At 54.7% G+C, this 18,438-nt stretch carries 15 protein-coding genes; 6 read left to right on the top strand and 9 right to left on the bottom strand.

The genetic code is table 11. From position 1 onward, the window contains the following. Window positions 1-133: 133 nt before the first annotated feature. Entirely contained in the window at window positions 134-1,918 is a 1,785-nt protein-coding gene (locus BEQ56_00160) for an aspartate--tRNA ligase (protein AOH42036.1), read from the top strand. Between the two features lie 79 nt (window positions 1,919-1,997). Here BEQ56_00160 and BEQ56_00155 read toward each other — a convergent pair whose 3' ends face one another. From BEQ56_00155 to BEQ56_00125, 7 genes are all read right to left on the bottom strand, one after another. Continuing rightward, window positions 1,998-3,716, bottom strand: a complete 1,719-nt coding sequence (locus BEQ56_00155) for a hypothetical protein (GenBank protein AOH42035.1) — start codon at window positions 3,714-3,716, stop codon at window positions 1,998-2,000. Window positions 3,717-3,960: 244 nt separating this feature from the next. Continuing rightward, a complete protein-coding gene (locus tag BEQ56_00150; protein ID AOH42034.1) occupies window positions 3,961-4,830 on the bottom strand; it encodes a xylose isomerase in 870 nt (289 codons plus the stop codon). A gap of 39 nt (window positions 4,831-4,869) precedes the next feature. After that, window positions 4,870-6,030 (bottom strand): oxidoreductase, encoded by a 1,161-nt coding sequence (locus BEQ56_00145; GenBank protein ID AOH44321.1) that lies wholly within the window; start codon window positions 6,028-6,030, stop codon window positions 4,870-4,872. 101 nt (window positions 6,031-6,131) lie between these two features. After that, window positions 6,132-7,136, bottom strand: coding sequence for a hypothetical protein (locus BEQ56_00140; protein AOH44320.1), 1,005 nt, complete (start codon window positions 7,134-7,136; stop codon window positions 6,132-6,134). A 34-nt stretch (window positions 7,137-7,170) separates the two neighbouring features. Further along, window positions 7,171-8,016, bottom strand: coding sequence for an ABC transporter permease (locus BEQ56_00135; protein AOH42033.1), 846 nt, complete (start codon window positions 8,014-8,016; stop codon window positions 7,171-7,173). Window positions 8,017-8,035: 19 nt separating this feature from the next. Continuing rightward, window positions 8,036-8,929, bottom strand: coding sequence for an ABC transporter permease (locus BEQ56_00130; protein AOH44319.1), 894 nt, complete (start codon window positions 8,927-8,929; stop codon window positions 8,036-8,038). A gap of 103 nt (window positions 8,930-9,032) precedes the next feature. Beyond that, complete coding sequence (locus BEQ56_00125; GenBank protein AOH42032.1) at window positions 9,033-10,367, bottom strand: hypothetical protein; 1,335 nt, start codon at window positions 10,365-10,367, stop codon at window positions 9,033-9,035. 256 nt (window positions 10,368-10,623) lie between these two features. On the opposite strand from BEQ56_00125, the gene BEQ56_00120 reads away from it, so the two are divergent. The 4 genes from BEQ56_00120 to BEQ56_00105 are packed head-to-tail and all read left to right on the top strand — an operon-like array spanning window position 10,624 to window position 13,017. Next, window positions 10,624-10,923 (top strand): hypothetical protein, encoded by a 300-nt coding sequence (locus BEQ56_00120; protein ID AOH42031.1) that lies wholly within the window; start codon window positions 10,624-10,626, stop codon window positions 10,921-10,923. Between the two features lie 11 nt (window positions 10,924-10,934). Beyond that, window positions 10,935-11,768: a Fis family transcriptional regulator gene (locus BEQ56_00115; protein AOH42030.1), complete on the top strand. Its 834-nt coding sequence runs from the start codon at window positions 10,935-10,937 to the stop codon at window positions 11,766-11,768. Further along, window positions 11,768-12,346: a hypothetical protein gene (locus BEQ56_00110; protein ID AOH42029.1), complete on the top strand. Its 579-nt coding sequence runs from the start codon at window positions 11,768-11,770 to the stop codon at window positions 12,344-12,346. Before BEQ56_00115 ends, BEQ56_00110 begins: the two co-directional genes overlap by 1 nt. After that, window positions 12,325-13,017, top strand: coding sequence for a hypothetical protein (locus BEQ56_00105; GenBank protein ID AOH42028.1), 693 nt, complete (start codon window positions 12,325-12,327; stop codon window positions 13,015-13,017). The genes BEQ56_00110 and BEQ56_00105 overlap by 22 nt, the downstream gene beginning before the upstream one ends. Before the next feature lie 230 nt (window positions 13,018-13,247). Here BEQ56_00105 and BEQ56_00100 read toward each other — a convergent pair whose 3' ends face one another. Together BEQ56_00100 and BEQ56_00095 are read right to left on the bottom strand one after the other, a co-directional pair. Continuing rightward, complete coding sequence (locus BEQ56_00100; GenBank protein AOH42027.1) at window positions 13,248-15,782, bottom strand: phenylalanine--tRNA ligase subunit beta; 2,535 nt, start codon at window positions 15,780-15,782, stop codon at window positions 13,248-13,250. After that, window positions 15,776-16,813, bottom strand: coding sequence for a phenylalanine--tRNA ligase subunit alpha (locus tag BEQ56_00095; protein AOH42026.1), 1,038 nt, complete (start codon window positions 16,811-16,813; stop codon window positions 15,776-15,778). Before BEQ56_00095 ends, BEQ56_00100 begins: the two co-directional genes overlap by 7 nt. Before the next feature lie 457 nt (window positions 16,814-17,270). Between BEQ56_00095 and BEQ56_00090 the strand changes: the two genes are divergently transcribed. Beyond that, window positions 17,271-18,437, top strand: coding sequence for a cell filamentation protein Fic (locus BEQ56_00090; GenBank protein AOH42025.1), 1,167 nt, complete (start codon window positions 17,271-17,273; stop codon window positions 18,435-18,437). Window position 18,438 lies beyond the last annotated feature (1 nt).

The following is an 18,438-nucleotide window of genomic DNA, read 5'->3' as shown; positions in this document are numbered from 1 at the left end:
GTCCGGAACCGTCCGCTTCCCGATCCAAGGCGCACTTTTCATCTTTAAACCTCCTTTATCAGCGTTATAATTTCACGCAAATATCTATTCCGCTGCAAGAGAACGCAGCGAGGGATCAGAGAGGGCCAACGATATGTATAGAAATCGAAGCTGCGGCGAATTGACCGCCGTCGACGCGGGAAAAACCGTCGTTCTCGCCGGTTGGGTTCATCGTTTCCGCGATCATGGCGGCGTATATTTTATTGATCTGCGTGACCGTTCCGGCCTGGTTCAGATCGTGATCAACCCCGAAAATTCGCCGGAATTCGCAAAGCTGGTCAGCGACGTTCGCGTGGAATGGGTGTTGCAGGTTACGGGCGAGGTTCGTTTCCGCCCCGCCGAATCCGTTAATCTAAATCTGCCAACCGGCGAGATCGAGGTCAGCGCGTCCGAAGTCGCCGTATTAAACACGTGCAAACCGCTTCCGTTCGCAATTAACAAAGAGGAGAACACCGAGGAATCGATCCGTCTCAGGTATCGTTACCTCGACCTGCGCCGCGAACGGATGCAATCTAATTTGCGGCTGCGCCATCGATTGATCAAATTTATCCGTGACTATCTCGACGAACGCGGCTTCTATGAAGTCGAAACGCCGATTCTTTTCAAAACAACGCCCGAAGGCGCGCGCGATTATCTCGTCCCGTCCCGAATTTACCCGGGGCAGTTCTACGCGCTTCCTCAAAGTCCGCAGCAGCTCAAGCAGCTTCTCCAGGTCGCCGGAATCGAGAAATATTTCCAGATTGCCCGATGCTTCCGTGACGAAGATCAGCGCGGCGACCGCCAGCCCGAATTTACCCAGCTGGATATGGAGATGTCGTTTGTTGAACGGGACGATGTCCTGGACCTGGTCGAGGATTTATTCACCAAAATGATCGCGAAGATCACGCCGGAAAAGAAAGTCCTGTTCGCTCCCTGGCCAAAGCTGACGTATCAGGAAGCAATGGACCGTTTTGGGAAAGACGCTCCCGACATGCGATTTGGAATGGAACTCGTTAACGTTTCCGATTTCGTCAGGGACAGCGAATTTTCGGTTTTCGTGAACGCGGTCAAAGACGGCGGAACGGTCCGCGGGATCAACGCCGAAGGCCTCGGCGAAAGCACGCGCAAGCAGCTCGACGAGCTCACCGAGCAGGTCAAGCTCTGGGGCGCGAAGGGTCTCGCTTACGTCAAGATCGATCAGAACGGCGAAACCACTTCGCCGTTCAAAAAATTTTTCAGCGACGAAAAATTCGCCGAATTGCTCAAGGCGATGAACGCGAAAAACGGCGATCTGCTGCTCTTCGTCGCCGATAAAACCGCCGTAGCGCTGGACAGCCTGGCGCGGCTGCGCATCCTGCTCGGTGACCGTTTAGGGCTGCGCGATCCGAACGTCCTGGCGTTCTGCTGGATTGTCGACTTCCCGCTGTTTGAATGGAAAGAAGAAGAGAACCGCTGGGACGCGACGCATCATCCTTTTACGCGTCCGCGCAAAGAGGATATGGCGTTCCTGGACAGCGATCCGGGACGCATTCTCGGCGATCAGTACGATATGGTCATGAACAATTATGAGTTAGCGTCAGGTTCGATCCGGATTCACGAGCGGTCGCTTCAGGAAAAAATCTTTAAGCTGATTGGGCTGCCGAAGGAAGTCGCGGACGAACGGTTTCATCAGATCATGGACGCGTTCGAATACGGCGCCCCGCCGCATGGCGGAATCGCTCCCGGGATTGACCGGCTGGTCATGCTCCTGGCGAATGAACCGAATATCCGCGAGGTTATTGCGTTCCCGAAGAATAACGCCGCCCGCGATATGATGTCCGGCGCTCCGTCGGAGGCCATGGACGGGCAACTGAAAGAACTCGGACTGGCGCTCCTCCCGCCGCCCGAAACGAAAAAATAAACCGGAAAATGGGAAATCAAAAGACGGCTCATGATAAAAATGAGCCGTCTTTTTATGTAAAATGTAAACGAACAGGCGCTTATTCCCCTGCTTTTTCCCATTTCTCCCAACGCTGGTACCCGGTCGCGGATTCGGGCGCAGTAATCGCCGGGTTCATCAGGACATACGCGTAATTCCAACTCAGCGGATTCAGAATCGCCTCGTCGATCAGCAGGATCTCTTCCGCGGCGGCGTATAATTCGGCGCGCTTCCCGGGATCGGATTCTTTCCCCGCCGTCCGGATCGTATCGGCGTAACGAATATAGTTCGGATTCGACAGATCGGTACAACCGAGCGACGGCCAATCCAGGATTTCCTGGTACCCGCCGCCAGGGCAGAGGAATACGTCCGCTGTGAAATTATTCGCGTCCATGTAATCCTGAACCCATGACGAGCGGTAGACGTTCGCCAATCCTTCCTTTCGCTCAACTTTAAACACTGCCCACTCACTGTTCTGCAAGCTGACTTTAATCCCCAGCGTCTTTTCCCACATCGACTGGACCGCCTCGGCGCGAAGCTTATTCTGATCTGACGTGCTGTAGGCATAGATGATTTCAATTTCGGACGGCGTAATCCCCTTCTCTTCGCAGTATTCCGCCAGCAGCGCCTTCGCCTTTTCAGGGTCATACATAATTCCCAGATCCGGATAAACTTCGAGCTTCGGCGCGCCGGAAACGCCGGGATTCACGAAATAAGGGGCGCTGACGCCCGCTCTGACCGCCTGAACGATCGCGTCCTTGTCGACAGCGTAACTCAGCGCCAGCCGGACCCGAACGTCGTCGGTTGGAGCTAAGAGCGAATTATAAGCCAGCCATTCCGTCCCGATCGACGTCGGCTGGAAAACGAGATGATCCGCGTAGAGCGGGTCGGTCGTGATCCGGTCGTAATCGCCCGCCGGAATCACGGCGTAATCCATATTCCCCGACTCATATTCCGAAAGCGCCATGACGTCCCCGATCAGCGCGTACTGAACCTCGTCCAGCTTCGGTTCGGGGACCGAATCCGTCCCAGGCCAGAACGGATTCCGGATCAGCGTCAAATTCGAATCATGGACCCATTCCTTCAACGTGAACGGTCCGTAGCCCTGGTACGTTTCCGCCTCGGTCCAGCGTTCCCCAAGTCCCTCGGTACAGGTATCCCCGTCGATAATCCAGGACGGCATCGCATGCATCATCCACATCGAAAGAATCGACAGGTTAAATTCGCCGCTCTCTGTAAACCGGATTTCGAGCGTTGAATTGTCGACCGCTTTGACGCCGACGGTCGTAAAGTCGGTCGTCTCGCCGCTATGATAGGCGGCCGCGCCGGACACGACCTGATTAACCAGGAACGCGTAAGGCGAAGCGGTATCGGGCCGCAGCGTCCGCTCGATTCCATAGACGAAATCATGAGCTGTGACAGTTCGGACGCCTCCGTCGCAGTTTTTCACTTCTTCGACCGCGCCACTCTCGGCGTCATAGCGGACCCAGGGAACGTCTTTCAAAAGATTCATCCGAATCAACAACCGATCTTCGCTGAGTTCCCAATCCGTCGCCATCCCTGGTTCGATCGCGCCGGTGATTTCGTCCTGCCGAAAGAGCCCAACTGTCATCTCGTCAGCCAATTGAATACCGATGAAATCGCTGACGAGCGACTGATCGATTGAGGGAATATCACCGCTGTTGAAGCTGGTCTTAAAGACAGCCTCCCGTCCCGCTGATGGAAGCGGGAAAGCGAACACTATAATGATACAGAACAGAAGAATAGAAACCCTTTTCATTGTTGCCCCCTTTTTGAGTTAAGACCGAGAACCGACTAATTAACGCGCCGCCTGCCGCGAAACGCGCTGAATCATGGGATTTAGTATGAATTTAATTTTAGTGGATAAAAGCGAACGAGATCATAGCTTATGACAGCCAGGTTAAAAAGAGTCAGGAGAGCGGTTTCGATCCGCTCTCCTGACGTACGAAAAAGCTATTCGTTCGATTCGAACCCTGAAATTTTCCGCGACCCGTTTTCAGCGATCATGCCGGGACAGTGACCCCAAGCTGGTCCAGGATCTTCTTCAGCGCAAAATACGCAGTCGTAAACGCCTCCTCGCCGCTCATCGGCTCTTTCCGATGGCCGTCCCCTTGCTCCAGAAGACTGAAACCGGTGAAGTTTGCCAGATGCGGTTCGAGCGAAAGGAAACCGTTAAAACCACTGTCGAAAAGCGCGCGCAGGATTGTTTCAACGTTTCCGTCTCCGTAACCTGCCGGAACAACCTGACGGTCCGACTTGAGCGCATCTTTAACATGAATATAATAAACGAACGGCTTCAGCAGCTCGTACGCTTCCAGCGTATCCTGACCCACCTGGACGAAATTCGCGAAATCAAAGACCGCTTTGAAATTCTCACCGTAAAACCGGTCCATTAACGCGCGGCAGCGCGGCGCAATATCGCCGTAAATATCTTTTTCATTCTCATGAAGAAGGATAACGTCCTGATCCGCGGCGTAATTCACGAACGCATCCATGCGCTTAAAGACCTCGTCCTGATACTTTTCCGCGTTCTCGTTTTCAGGGATGAAGAAACTGAACATGCGGATCAGTCGCGTATTCAGGATTTTCGCGATCGCGATCGTCCGTTTGAAGAGTTCAAAATGCGGCTCGAACGGATCGGTAATCTGGATTTTTCCGATCGGCGAGCCGACCGCCGACAGGCGAATCCGGTTCTGGTCGAGAACCGATTTAATTTTCCAAACGTCGTCAAATGGATGGAGAACGAGAGAAAGCCCGTCTACCCCGCGCATTTCGATATGAGAAATTCCCAGCTTCCGGATCACGTTAATCTGGTTGCTCAGCTGCGGAGCGATTTCGTCAGCGAAACCCGAGATTATTATTTTATTTTTCATTTTTCGATCCTTTCATCTTAAGTTGGATATAAAATCGAACTACTTTCCGTAAGAGCCTTCCGTGTTGAAAACGATATCGCGGTCTTCCTTCGCGCGCGACGAAGCGCGCCGCTTTTCCAGCTCGGCGAGGAAAAGATCCTCGTCAAACGGAATTTCAACCGGTCGCTTGAGCCAGCTTGACAGGTGGATCGCGTTCGAAAGCGTCAGTCCGCGTATGCCTTCGACGCCTTCGGCGACCAACGGCGTTCCGTTCAGAATCCTCCCAGCGAACGCTTTTATCACCCCGATATGCTCTTCATCCTGCCCATCGGTTTCAACCTTGACGATTTCCATCCCCGGCTTATCGAAACCGCCTTGGCTCGTCGCGCAGTGCTCAGGAATACTTTGTTTCAGGCGCCAGAAGGTCAGCTTCCCATCCTCGCTGACGAGTTTCCCGTTTTCTCCGGTAATCTCAAGCCGGTTCGTCCCCGGAGCGTCGCCGGTCGAAGTCACGAAAACGCCGGTCGCTCCATTCGCGAATTCAAGTACCGCGGTTACATCGTCTTCTACCTCGATATCATGCCACTTTCCTTCATGGCAGAAGCCTTGGACCCGAACTGGCAGTCCGCAGAGCCATTGCAGCAGGTCGAGCTGATGCGGGCATTGGTTCAGCAGCACGCCGCCGCCTTCTCCGTCCCAGGTCGCGCGCCAGCTCCCCGAATCGTAATAGATTTGCGTTCGGTACCAGTCGGTAATGATCCAGTTAACGCGGCGGATTGCGCCGATTTCGCCGTTCTCGATCATCTCATGAATCTTTCGATAGATACAATTCGTCCGCTGATTGAACATCATGGCGAAGACGACGTCGGACTTTTTCGCCGCTTCGTTCATTTCGCGAACCTGCTTCGTATAAACGCCCGCCGGCTTTTCGCAAAGCACATGAAGCCCCTTCCGGAACGCTGCGATCGATAATTCGGGATGCTGATAATGCGGAACTGCGATCAGGACCGCGTCGACGCTCCCACGCTCAATCAGATCCCGCCCTTCCTCAAAGATTTCAATCGCCGCTGGAAGCGTCTCACGGAGCTGCGCCCTGCGCGATTCTTTTCGGTCCGCGACGGCCGCCAGCTCCAAACCGGGGACCTTCCCTTTCAGGATATTCCCCAGATGGACCGACCCCATATTCCCAATACCGATGATACCCAGCTTTACTTTTTCCATAATTTCTTCTTTGGCTCCGATTTTCCGTTCCGCTGAAAACGCGCGGACGGTTGATTTCATTTTGATTCCGATTTCCGTTTTTTCCTGGCGCGGGACCGCGGTCATCCGCTGAATCGGATGACGCGATGTTCCCGCGCGGATTGATAAAGACCGAGCGCCAACCGAAAAGAATCCGCGACGCTGTCCAGGCTGACCCGATTCGAGGATCCGTTTCGGATTCCGTCGTAAAAATCGCGGATACAGCGAGGATGACTGTCCCCCCAGTAGGCTTTTCCTCCGATCGCTTCTGACGGTGGATCATAGACCGTTGATCGCCCGTCTCCTGCGAACGTTTCAAGCTGGTTCCCTTCGAGGCGTAGCTTGCCTTTCGTGCAAACGACCTCGATAAACGGGGGACTGTCGTCGCGATAGGCGTTCGTCGCGTAAAAAACCGCGTCTCCTTTTTCGAAACGGACGCAGGCTTCGATCGTGTCTTCGACCTCGATGACGGACTTAAGCCTGTGATTCATGAATGACGCCTCCGCTTCGATCGGTTTCCCCATGAGCTGCGTCATCAGGTCGAGCGTGTGGATTGCCTGATTGATCAGGACGCCGCCGCCCTCTCTCGCCCAGGTTCCTTTCCAGTCCGACCCGGCGTAGTACCTGCGTTCCCGGTTCCAAGTTACGATTCCCCGGCTGCCAACAATCGAACCGAGATCGCCGCGCTGGACGAGGTCGAGCGCACGGCGGAACCCGTCATTATAACGATTCTGGAAACAGACGGCGACGCGCCGATCGGATTGCGCCGCGCGATTGCGCAGCCGCTCAAACTCGTCGAGGTCAATCGCCGGCGGCTTTTCCATGAAAACATGGCAGCCGTGATCGAGAGCGGCGATCGCCTGCTCGGGGTGAAGGTTATGAGGCGTACAAAGATGCACCGCGTCGATTGCCCGATCGCTGAAGAGCTCTTCCAACGACGCATAAACGCCGCTTTCAGGCGATCCGTATTCCGCCGCGAGTGCCTCAGCCCGCGTACGGATCGGGTCAACGAACCCAGTGACCCGGACGCCGTCGATTCCCGTCAGGACGGACGAATGAACTTTCGCGATATTGCCACAGCCGATAATGCTGACGTTCGTAAGCTGCTCCTTTGCCTGCTGATTAGCCCTTGATACCGGTTGAAGCGATGCCTTCGACGAGGTATTTCTGGAACAAAATAAAAACAATGACAATCGGAACCAGAGAAAGAACCGACATCGCGAACATCGAACCAAAATCCGAAGACGAGCCGGGATCGGAGAAGAGCTTCAGCGCCAGCGACACGGGGTATTTCGCGACGTCGTTAATATACAGCAGCGCTGACATGAAATCATCCCAACGCCACATGAACGAAAAGATCGCGCCGGTAATCAGCGCCGGCGAAACCAGCGGCAGGACGATCCGGAAGAAAATCCCATAGTAGGAACAGCCGTCAATCTTCGCGGCTTCGTCCAGCTCACGCGGAATTCCCTCCATGAAATTCATGAAAAGGAAGACGAAAAATCCCTGAACCGCAAAACAGTACGGTACGATTAACGGCGCGTACGATCCGACCCAGCCCAGCTTCTGATACCAGAGATACTGCGGAACCATGAGGATCTGACCAGGAAGCATCATCGACGCCAGCATCGCGACATGGAGGATCCCTTTCCCACGGAATCTACAGCGCGATAATCCAAAAGCGACCAGCGCAGACGACGCCAGCGTCCCCAGTGTCGCTGTCAACGAAATCAGAAGCGAATTTCCAAAAAAGGAAGCGAATGAAACGCCCCCCATCCCCCGCCAGCCGTTCGTATAATTGGCGATCGTAAACTGCTCAGGGATCAGGGACCCGGCTGTCCGAAAAATAGAAGTCGTCTCTTTAAACGAACTCATGAACATCCAGATCAACGGATAAAGCATCACCAACCCAAGGCCGCAGACAAGTACATGATAAACGACGGCTTTCGTTATTTTTTTACCTTTCATTTTCACCAGTCTCTTTCCATCAATCCTGCTGATAAACCCAGTATTTTTTTGTCTGGAATAAAATAAACGTCAGCAGGCCGATAAACGCCAGCATGACCCATGCGAGAGCCGCCGCATATCCGGCGTTGCCGTATTGGAACGCCTGTCGGTACATGTACACCGCATAGAACAGCGTCGTATTCAACGGACGACCGTCGGTAATGATTAAACTCTGCGTAAACGCGAGGAAACCGTTAATCGTCTGCATCACCAGATTAAAGAAAATCGTCGGCGTCAGCAGCGGCAGCGTGACATTAAAAAATGTCCGCCATCCGGACGCGCCGTCGATTTCCGCCGCTTCGTACAAAGAAGCCGGAATCTGTTTCAACGAAGCGAGAAAAATCAGCATCGACGACCCGAACTGCCAGACGGCTAAGATAATCAGCGTCCAGATCGCCGTCCGCGTATTCGAGAGCCAAGGCAGATTCGACGGAATTCCAATCAGGCCCAAAAGACTGTTAACGACGCCGTCAACAGCAAACATTCGCCGCCACAACACCGAAATCGCGACCGAGCCGCCGATAATCGAAGGCAGGTAATAAGCGGCGCGATAAAACCCGACCGCCTTCGTCGGCCTGACCAGAATCAGCGCCACGATCAGGGCAAAAACCAGCCGCAGCGGAACCGATACGAGCGCGAAATAAAACGTTGCTTTGACCGAGCTGATAAACGTTTGATCATGAGTAAAAATCCTGATATAGTTGCTGAACCCGGCGAAACGCGCCGGCGATAAAATATCATAGTCGCTGAACGAATAGATCAGCGACAAACCCATCGGAACCGCCAGAAACAGTAAAAAACCGATAATAAACGGCAGGCTGAAAACGACCCCGGCTACGCTCTCCCGATTCAGCCATCGATTCAGTCTTTGAATTGAATTCATCCGCTCCTCCTTCAGCCGCGTTGTTTAAAAATCTGCCGCTCGTGATTCGGGATCAAAAGCGGCAGGCAATCCTGAATATCCAGGGATATGCAGCCTATTTATTGCTTTCCGCGAAAATTTCGGTTCCGCGTGTGAAATATTCCTGCGCCGCTTCTTCAGCGCTGTATTCGCCGTAACCGACTTTCTCGACAATATCGCGCAAGGCGGCGTTTAATTCAGAAGAGCCTTTCGGATCCGGAGGATCGATCGGACTGCTGTTCGGCGTAACGACCTCAGTGACGAACTTGATGACTTCCTGTTCTCCCGGCGTGATTTTATCGTAAATAAAATCAGCGATGTCAGTATTGATCGGCACGCCGCGCTCGCCTAAAAGAATTTCGTTCGCTTCCACCGAATTGATCAGGTAGTTCAGGAACGCTACCGCCGCGTCCGGATTTTTTGTATCCGCGCTGATCGAAAAGAACATGCTCGGTTTCAGGTAATTCGATTTGATCGGATCGCTGGTCGGAATAGTCGAAACGGTAATTTTCTGACCCTCCTTCGCCGCTTTTTGCAGCGCGGTCAGTTGATTACTCCCGCCGTTCAGCGTGCACCAGGACATGGTTTCCGGCGTTGAGCCATAAACGAGCGGTTCCATTTCAATCGCGTTCCCGGTCATGACGTCCGGAGTGGTATGCCATCCTTCAGCGACCCCGTCTACAAGAATCTGAAAATACGGAACATAAGCGTCGGCGCTGTCAACCGGCATCTCAGCCTTCTGAATCGAAATCCCTTCCGCGCGCGCCCAATCGCGCATATAGTTCGCGTCGTAAATCAGTTTCGCACGATAGCCCGTCTCGGCGGTAATTTTCTTCGCGACTTCGACGAACGCGTCGAAAGTCATATTGTCTTCGATCGTGACGCCGACGGAATCCGTAATCGCCTTATCGTAAAACAGGCACATGACGTTCACTCCTGCGGCGATCCCATAATTTCCTTCGCCAACCTTTCCCATTACGAGAATATTCTCCGGAATTTTCGAAGTATCGAGCGCGCCGCTTTCAATATACGGAGTCAGATCGAGAAGCTGGTTATTCGATACATACTGATCGATATACGAGAGATCCATCTGAATAATATCCGGCATCTGCTTCCCGGCGGATTGCGTCGCCATCTTGCTCCAGTAATCGCTCCACTGATAAAACGAACCCTGAACGGTGACGTTCCCGTTCAACTCGTGATATCGCTCGTTTGCCTTTTGCGTCAGGTCGTTGCGGACCTGATTCCCCCACCAGGCAAACCGCAGCGTCACCGGCGCGTCCGCCCCGGTCTCAGGCGCCCCCGTTTCCGGCGTCTCCGTCGGCTTCGATCCGCAGCCGGTCATTAACGACATGCCCAATACGGCGGCGATAAGAATTATCAACATCTTCCTTTTATTCCCGGAAATCATACAAGTTCCTCCTTTGATACGAATTCCTTTTGATTGTCGGATCCACGCTGCAAGAAATGGATTGCATGTATGATTATAAGCCTCCTCACCTGAATTAATCAATGAGTTAAACGGAAATAGCTTTCAGAAAAAACCGAGGAGATATTTCAGTATTCTGAAATTCATGAATCAAACCCTGATATTGGGACAGCCGCTTCTGAGCTTCCATCTGCTATAATCAAGGGAAAGCGTATTTTCTTTTGGAGGAGAACGCCCCATGCCACACTTTATTTCCAATAAACAACGCGTTTTCGGCCTTGCCGTTCTGGGGCTTCTGGCGTTGCTGGCGGCGCTGTTCTTCCTGTCGTTTTTGATTGGCAGCTACCCCTTGGACGCGAAGACCGTCTGGGACATCCTCACCGCCTCCCTCCGGGATCTGGAGCCTTATTGGGAAAGCGCCGCCTGGAAGGTGGTGGAGACCACCGAGGACCTGACCGAAAAGATTGCTTACTTCTACAGCCACTTCTTCAAGCGTGAGCTGACGGAAGATCAGATCGTCGCCATCATCGGCCTGTAACGGGAGGCGCTATGGAACGGCTTTCGATTCTGCGGGATTCCATCCGGCAGGCGGAGACTGTCCTTGATCTGGATGGCGTCACGGTGGAGAGAGCAGCCTTCGGGCTGTTTTTCTCCGGTGTGAAGCTGTCCACAGGCCACGGCGGTCTGTGTTTCACCCCAGTGAAGGAAATGCCGGAGGCGGTATGCTGCCCCAGCTCCGCCAGGGCCATGCCGCTGTCGGGACGGCTCCGGGGACGGCCTGCCCGAGCCTGTTTAGAGGATATTTTCTGCGATAATATTCTTCGCCGTACCTTGGGCATTGCCGCCCTGAACGCTTTGAGTATGGCGGTCTGGGAGAAATCCCCGCCCCGGGATTATGAGATTCTGACAGGAGCGGACGCCTTTGACGAGCTGGATGTGACCCGCTATCGCAAAACGGTGGTGGTGGGCGCGCTGGCGCCCATGCTGAAAAAGCTGATAGCCGCCGGGGCGGATTTCCATGTGATGGAACAGGACCCCCGGACCCTTAAGGAACGGGAAATGCCATACTATCTGCCGCCGGAGAGGGCGGCGGAGTGCGTGCCGGACGCGGACCTGCTGGTCATCACCGGCGTGACGATCCTCAACGATACCCTGCCGGGGCTTTTGGAGCTGGCAAAGCCGGGAGCGGAAATCCTGGTCACAGGTCCCACCGCCAGTATGTTGCCGGACGCCTTTTTCGCCAGAGGCGTGACGATGCTGGGCGGCATCCAGGTGACGAAGCCGGATGCGCTTTTGGACATCATCAGCGAAGGCGGCTCCGGCTATCACTTCTTCGGAAAATCCGCCGAGCGGACCGTCATCCGGCGAAAGGCGGTGCTGTGATGTATCATCCCCTTGCTTTTGAGCCCACGCGGGACGAGATGATGTCCATTCTGGAAAAGCATATCCCATTTCTGAACCGGATGGAGTTGGTCCCCATTTGGGAGGCGGACGGGAGGACAGTTTCCGAGGATCTGACTGCTCCCTATTCCTTGCCGGGTCAGGATGCCAGCGCCTGTGACGGGATCGCCGTGCGCTTCGCGGATTTTGCCGCCGGGTTGCCGGATACGTCCGACTGGACAGAAGGTCGGGAGTTTGTTTACAGCAACACAGGCGTTGCGATTCCCGAAGAATTCGACACGGTGATTCCCATTGAAGAAGTGAAGAAATACGGCAAAGAGATTTCTATCTGCACAGCCCCTAAGCGGAAAGGCGAAGAGATCCAGCCCGCGGGGAGCCTGATGATGAAAGGGGAAATTCTGGCCCGTCGGGGTGAAACGCTGACGCCGGACGCTTTGGGAAGCCGTCTTTCCGCGGGGTTTCAAAGCGTGCCCGTTTTTGCGAAGCCGCGAGTCCTGTTTCTTCCCACCGGAGACGAGCTGATCCCCTCCGGGGGCAAGTGCCCATTGGGAAAAACGTAGAATCCAACAGCGTCATGGTGTATGCCATGCTGAAGCGTTTCGGTTGTCAGGCGGCGGTGGGCGGCATTGTGCCCGACGACCCGGCGGATCTGGAAGCGGCGTTGCTGCGTGGCGTGCGGCAGGCGGACATGGTGGTGATTGGCGCGGGTTCCTCCAAGTGGAGCAAGGATTTTACCATGGATGTGCTGGAGAAACTGGGTACGGTCGTGGTACAGGAATTGGGCGTGGCTCCCGGCAAGCATTGCAGCCTGACCTTCATTGGGGGTGTGCCGGTGTTGGGTATCCCCGGCCCTCCGGGCGGAGCGCGGCTGATCTGCCTGTATTATCTCCGTGCGGCGATAGATCTGCTGACGGCGGGCCGCCGCCGGGAATCCATGCGGGTCTCCGCCTGCCTGACGGCGGATGTGCCGGGGAGATGGATAGATTTCATGCAGCCAGTGAGGCTGTTTTGGGCGGACGGTATCCTTTGGGCGGAACCGTCGGCGTCTTTCGGAAGGACCCGCGCCGCCGCCAGACAGCCTATGCCGCAGATATTGTATTGCCTGAAGGAAAAGGGCTTTTTAGCCGGGGAAACAGTTTCGGTGGAATTGCCTTATCAACTAATGGATCGGGCAGGGACAAATAATGAAGGCGTCTCAAAATACCATTCGAAAGAACAATTTTCAGAGTAAATATGCGGGATTCTTGAGAGTGCCCTATATCCCCCGTTTACAATGATATTCTCCGGAAGTCTCCCGATTTGTTTCTATATCTTAATAATATGACCCATGGCGGATAAAAAGGCTGCCCCAAAAGTCGGAAAAGGGCAGCCTCTTCTTATTAAACCATGGCAATGATTTACAGGGTCGCTTATATCAGCATTCAAAACGGTCTCTTACGTTCATTCTTTTCCCTGTTTTATCTACGAACTGCGCAGCTTTGCGCCGAAAACCTGCTCCAGGCGGCGGACGATCTTATTCCGGATCGCCGTCGCGTCCTTATCCGTCAGCGTCTTTTCGTCGGACTGGTACGCGAGGCTGAACGCAAGGCTTTTCTTGTCCGATCCAATCGCCTCCGACCGGAAAATATCGAACAGCTCGACCTTCTTCAGGATCTTTCCGCCCGACTGCCGGATCAGCGCGATCACCTCCGCGGCCGGCAGCGCCTCATCGACGATCACCGCAATATCCTCAAAAATCATCGGGAACGTCGAAATCGGACGGATCGGATAATTCACGTCCGCCAGCGACTGCAGCGTTTCCAGCGACAGGTCCATCACCGCAACCGTGTTCCCCGTCAGGTCATAGTTCTTTTGCGAAGACGGATGCAGCTCGCCAATCACGCCGACCGGCGTATCGTCTATCCGGATCTCAGCCGCCTTGCCGGGATGGAAATACGGAAGGACGGTCGGGACGAGCGTCAGCTTCGGGAGGTGAAGCCCTGCGGTCAGCGTTTCCAGAACGGCTTTCAGATCGAAAAAGTTGATCCGTTCGTCCGAATGATGATCCCAGCTGTCTACGAAGCGTTTCCCGCTCATCGCGGCCGAAAGCCGAATCTCTTCGCGCGGGAGCGCCTCGCCGTCGACCGGGATAAAAACCGGCCCCACCTCGAAAAATCCGATCTCGTCATGAAGACGGACGTTGCGTTCGACAACTTCCATCACTCCGGGGAGCAGGCTCGTCCGCAAAACGGACCGGTCGGGCGAAATCGGGTTCGCCAGCCGGACGCAGCGCTCTGCTGCCGTCCCGAAGAACCGCGCCTCGCGCTCCGGCGCCGTCATCCGGTACGTGATAATTTCGTATAAACCGACGCTCGCGAGCTCGTCGCGGACCTTATTCTCAAACTGGATCATCGGATTCGCATACGCCGGCGGAAGCTCGTCGCTCATCCGCGTCGTCGGAATCCGGTCATACCCGTAAAGACGCGCAGTCTCCTCGATCAGGTCGGCCTTCCCGATCAGCCCTTCTCCAATATCGAGCCGGTGCGCCGGGGTTGTCACGCGGAGCCGTTCGCCGCTGTCGATCGCTTCAACGTCGAATTCCAACCGACGCAGGTATTCCGCGACTTCGGATAACGGGATCCGAACGCCCAGCGCGCGCTCGATATCGTCCGCGCTGAGCTCGTTGACCGTATCCGGGAAAACGTTCGGGTACCGGTCGATCGTTCCCGGAGCGATCCGCCCGCCGCTCCAGTCGACCATCCGCGATAAGCAGGCCTCGCAGGCCTCGCGCGCAATATTCGGATGGACCCCGCGGCTGTTCCGGTACCCAGCCTCGCTGCTCAGCCGCAGCTTCGTCGCCGTTTTCCGGATATTCACGAAGTTCCAGGCCGCTGATTCAAGCAAAACCCTCGTCGTTTCCGGAAGGATCTCGCTCTCCATCCCGCCCATGATTCCGCCGATCGAAAGCGCGCCGGCGCCGTCGGTCACGAGCATCATCGAATCGTCCAGCGTCCGTTCGACGTCGTCCAGCGTCTTCAGGACCTCGCCGCTGCGCGCATGGCGCGTAACAATCGCGGGAGCGGCGCCGTTCGCCCGCCGGACAAGCGAATCGTAATCGAACGCATGCAGCGGCAAGCCCAACTCAAGCATGACGTAATTCGTCGCGTCGACGATACTATTAATCGGACGCATCCCGGCGGCGTTCAACCGCCGCTGGACCCAGCGCGGACTCGGCTGCGCCCTGAGCCCATCGGCATACCCCAGAATAAAGCGCGGGTTCAATTCCGGATCGCGAATTTCGATTGAAGCCAGCCCATCGATCGGCGCGCCGCTCGGCTGGACCGGACGGCACGGCGACTTGAGCGGAAGCTTGAGCTGCGCCGCGATTTCGCGGGCGACCCCGCGGATACAGGCGTTCCGCGCCATATTCGGAAGGATATCGACCACAAAGACCGCGTCGCCGATGTAATCCGCGAGCGGCGTCCCTGTCGGCGCGTCGCTGTCGAAAAGGATAATCCCGTCGCTCTCCTCCGATAAGCCCAGCTCCTTCTCAGAGCAGACCATCGAATTCGTCTCAAACCCGCGAATCTTCGTTTTTTTCAGCTTCGTCAACTCAAAACCCGGTTTATGCCCGTCGTAGAGAACCGCTCCCTCGCGAACGTAAGCGACCTTCAGCGGCGGCTCGATCCGGCCCTTCCCCTTATACGGATAGAGGTTCGGCGCGCCGGTCAGGATCGTCCGGATGCCCGTTCCATCGTCCAGCTCGCAGAGAACCAGCCGGTCGGCGTCGGGATGCGCGTTGACTTCCTGAATTTCGGCGACGACGAATTTATCCGCGGGCCAGGACAGCCCGGTAAATTTAAAGCCGTGCCGGTCGTTATCCGGCGCCGCCAGCCCCAACAGCCTGACCTCGTCAACCTCCAGCCCCGCCATCGTCATGACCCGGGCGATTTCTTCGAGCGGGAGATTTATTTCAACAAAATCTTTTAACCAGGAAAGAGGAATGTTCATCAGAATTGCTCCAGGAATCGAATATCGTTGTTCCAGAAATAGCGAATATCGTCGATCGCATGCCGTAATATCATAATCCGTTCAGGTCCCATCCCTGCGGCGTAGCCGGAATATACCGCCGGATCGTAACCCCCGTTGCGAAGGACCGTCGGATGGACCATGCCGCAGCCAAGAATTTCGAGCCATCCCGAATTTTTACACATCGAGCAGCCGCTCCCGTCGCAGAGGAAACATTCAACGTCCATCTCCGCGCTCGGTTCCGTAAACGGGAAATAGGATGGGCGGAACCGCGTCCGGACGTTCTCCCCGAACATCCGCTTCGCAAAGTCTTCAAGCGTCCCTTTCAGGTCGGCAAACGAAATATGCTTCCCTACCGCCAGAAGCTCGATCTGATTAAACTGGATTTCGGATCGGGCGCTGACCTGCTCATACCGAAAGCACATTCCCGGGAGCGCGACGCGAATCGGCTCCGGCGCGAACCTTCGCATCGCGTGAATCTGGCCCGGAGACGTATGCGTCCGCAGCAGAACACCGGGATCGACCGTATAAAACGTATCCCACATGTCGCGGGCCGGATGATATGTCGGGATATTCAGCAGCTCGAAATTATTCACGTCCGTCTCAACCTCGGGCGAACGAAAAACCTCAAAGCCCAGCTCTGACAGGACGGAGAGAATTTCCCGGAGGTTCTGCGTCGCCGGATGCAGCCTGCCCTTCCGGATCGGGCGGCCTGGAAGCGTCACGTCGATCCGCTCGGAAGCCAGCCGATCGGCCATCGCCTTTTCCGCGGCCGTGGCGCTGCGCAGCTCGAAAGCGCTCTCCAGCGCCGCGCGCGTCCGGTTCGCGGACTGCCCGATCCGCGGACGATCCTCCTTCGCGGCCGAACCCATGCGGCTGAAAACCTGCTGGACGAACGAAGCTTTTCCTAAATAAGCCGATTTCCAGCGCGATAACTCGCCTTCGTCCTGAGCCGCTTCGAGCGCGGCCAGCGCCTCCGCCTCGAACGATGCGAGCTGTTGGAATAAGTCATTTTCCATAACAGTACAATCCCTTCCCCATCATAAAGCCGAACGTGGTTCGGCGCTTTTCAATAAAAAACCGCCCCCTACAGGGACGGATATTTCCGCGGTACCACCCGGTTTGGTTTCATGCGAAACCCGCTTATCCGCCGTTATCGCCGGCTGACGGTCCGGACTACCGCCCGCTCCTGAAGCGAGGTTCACCCGAACGGCTCGCACGGGAACTTCCCCCCTTCTCCTCTCCCGCGCGGGGTCTCAGTCCCAGCCCCTGCGCTCCCTGTCGGTTGAGAACGGCGTACTTTCCGTGGTCGTCGCTTTTCTCAATTCAATTTCAACGGTAAAAGTATACCATGCACCCGCGCATGCGGCCCGACCTTATTAAAATCATTTTTAATAAGCGCCCGCTGAAGCGCCCGCTATTAAAGAAAACCGGGTAAAATTTTAATAAGGAAAACGAAAGCAGGTCTTAATTATAATGGATTGCAGGAACCGAAGCGGACGTATTATTAAACAACTTGCCGGTTATTCAGCTTTTATCCCCAAGCAGCTCCCCCCAAACCCGGCGCTGCAAATAACGGAAGCGATATTGACCCAGCTCTCAGAAGCGGATCGAAAAATCGGGCGATTGGATGGATTAACGACAGTATTGCCCAACCCCAATCTTTTTGTCTCAATGTACGTCACAAAAGAAGCGCTGCTCAGTTCCCAGATCGAGGGGACGCAAGCGACACTCCTCGACGTAATTCAGGTAGACGAGCTTTCCGGAATGAAAAAGCGTGAAGCGTCAGAAGTCGTTAACTATGTTGCAGCGCTGAATTATGGAATAGAAAGGCTGGACGATCTTCCGCTGAGCCTTCGATTAATTCGGGAAATCCATAAGATCCTGCTTCGCGGCGTAAGGGGACAAAATAAAAGACCAGGAGAGTTTCGCATAACGCAAAACTGGATTGGCGCAAGCGGCTGCCTTTTAAAAGATGCGAGCTTTGTTCCCCCGCCGCCGGATGAAATGATGGCAGCGCTTTCAGATCTCGAATTGTTCATGCAGCCAAGCAATACGATCCCAAAACTGATACAAATCGCGCTGATCCATGCGCAATTTGAAATGATTCATCCTTTTCTCGATGGGAATGGGAGAGTTGGGCGCCTTCTGATTACCTTCTGGCTCTATGATCAAAAAATACTCAATTATCCATTGCTATACATCAGCTACTACCTGAAAAAACATCGCATCGAATATTACGACAGGTTGAGAGAAGTCAGCGAATTTGGAAAATGGGAAGAGTGGGTCCTGTTTTTCCTCCGAGCCGTGGCGACAACTGCAGAATCCGCAACGTCATGCGGAAGAGAAATTATCAATTTAAAAGAGAGACTTCGATCCAGTTTTCACAAAGAAAGAAAAAACAAGGCGAATGTCGAGACCTTGATCGACCTCCTTTTTGAAACGCCAATACTGACGATAACAGAAATCCAGAAAAAACTCGAAATAACGTATCCAACAGCAAAATCCCTCGTCGAGTTATTCGCTGAGAAAAACGTTTTAACGCCGGCGACGCCAAATCAGAGAAGAAACCGTTCCTATTTATTTACAGAATATTTAAATATATTAAGCGAAGGGACGGAGCTTGAATCGTCGGATTCATAAG

This window comes from Anaerolineaceae bacterium oral taxon 439, assembly GCA_001717545.1.
In the GTDB taxonomy this organism is placed as follows: Bacteria; Chloroflexota; Anaerolineae; order Anaerolineales; family Anaerolineaceae; genus Flexilinea.
The sequence above is the reverse complement of the archived record's forward strand: the minus strand, read 5'-3'. Positions and strand labels throughout refer to the sequence as shown.

Coding starts and splice junctions, on each gene's coding strand:
- BEQ56_00160 (AOH42036.1), top strand. CDS start 134: ATGTATAGAAATCGAAGCTGCGGCGAATTGACCGCCGTCGACGCGGGA.
- BEQ56_00155 (AOH42035.1), bottom strand. CDS start 3,716: ATGAAAAGGGTTTCTATTCTTCTGTTCTGTATCATTATAGTGTTCGCT.
- BEQ56_00150 (AOH42034.1), bottom strand. CDS start 4,830: ATGAAAAATAAAATAATAATCTCGGGTTTCGCTGACGAAATCGCTCCG.
- BEQ56_00145 (AOH44321.1), bottom strand. CDS start 6,030: ATGGAAAAAGTAAAGCTGGGTATCATCGGTATTGGGAATATGGGGTCG.
- BEQ56_00135 (AOH42033.1), bottom strand. CDS start 8,016: ATGAAAGGTAAAAAAATAACGAAAGCCGTCGTTTATCATGTACTTGTC.
- BEQ56_00125 (AOH42032.1), bottom strand. CDS start 10,367: ATGATTTCCGGGAATAAAAGGAAGATGTTGATAATTCTTATCGCCGCC.
- BEQ56_00120 (AOH42031.1), top strand. CDS start 10,624: ATGCCACACTTTATTTCCAATAAACAACGCGTTTTCGGCCTTGCCGTT.
- BEQ56_00115 (AOH42030.1), top strand. CDS start 10,935: ATGGAACGGCTTTCGATTCTGCGGGATTCCATCCGGCAGGCGGAGACT.
- BEQ56_00110 (AOH42029.1), top strand. CDS start 11,768: ATGTATCATCCCCTTGCTTTTGAGCCCACGCGGGACGAGATGATGTCC.
- BEQ56_00095 (AOH42026.1), bottom strand. CDS start 16,813: ATGGAAAATGACTTATTCCAACAGCTCGCATCGTTCGAGGCGGAGGCG.
- BEQ56_00090 (AOH42025.1), top strand. CDS start 17,271: ATGGATTGCAGGAACCGAAGCGGACGTATTATTAAACAACTTGCCGGT.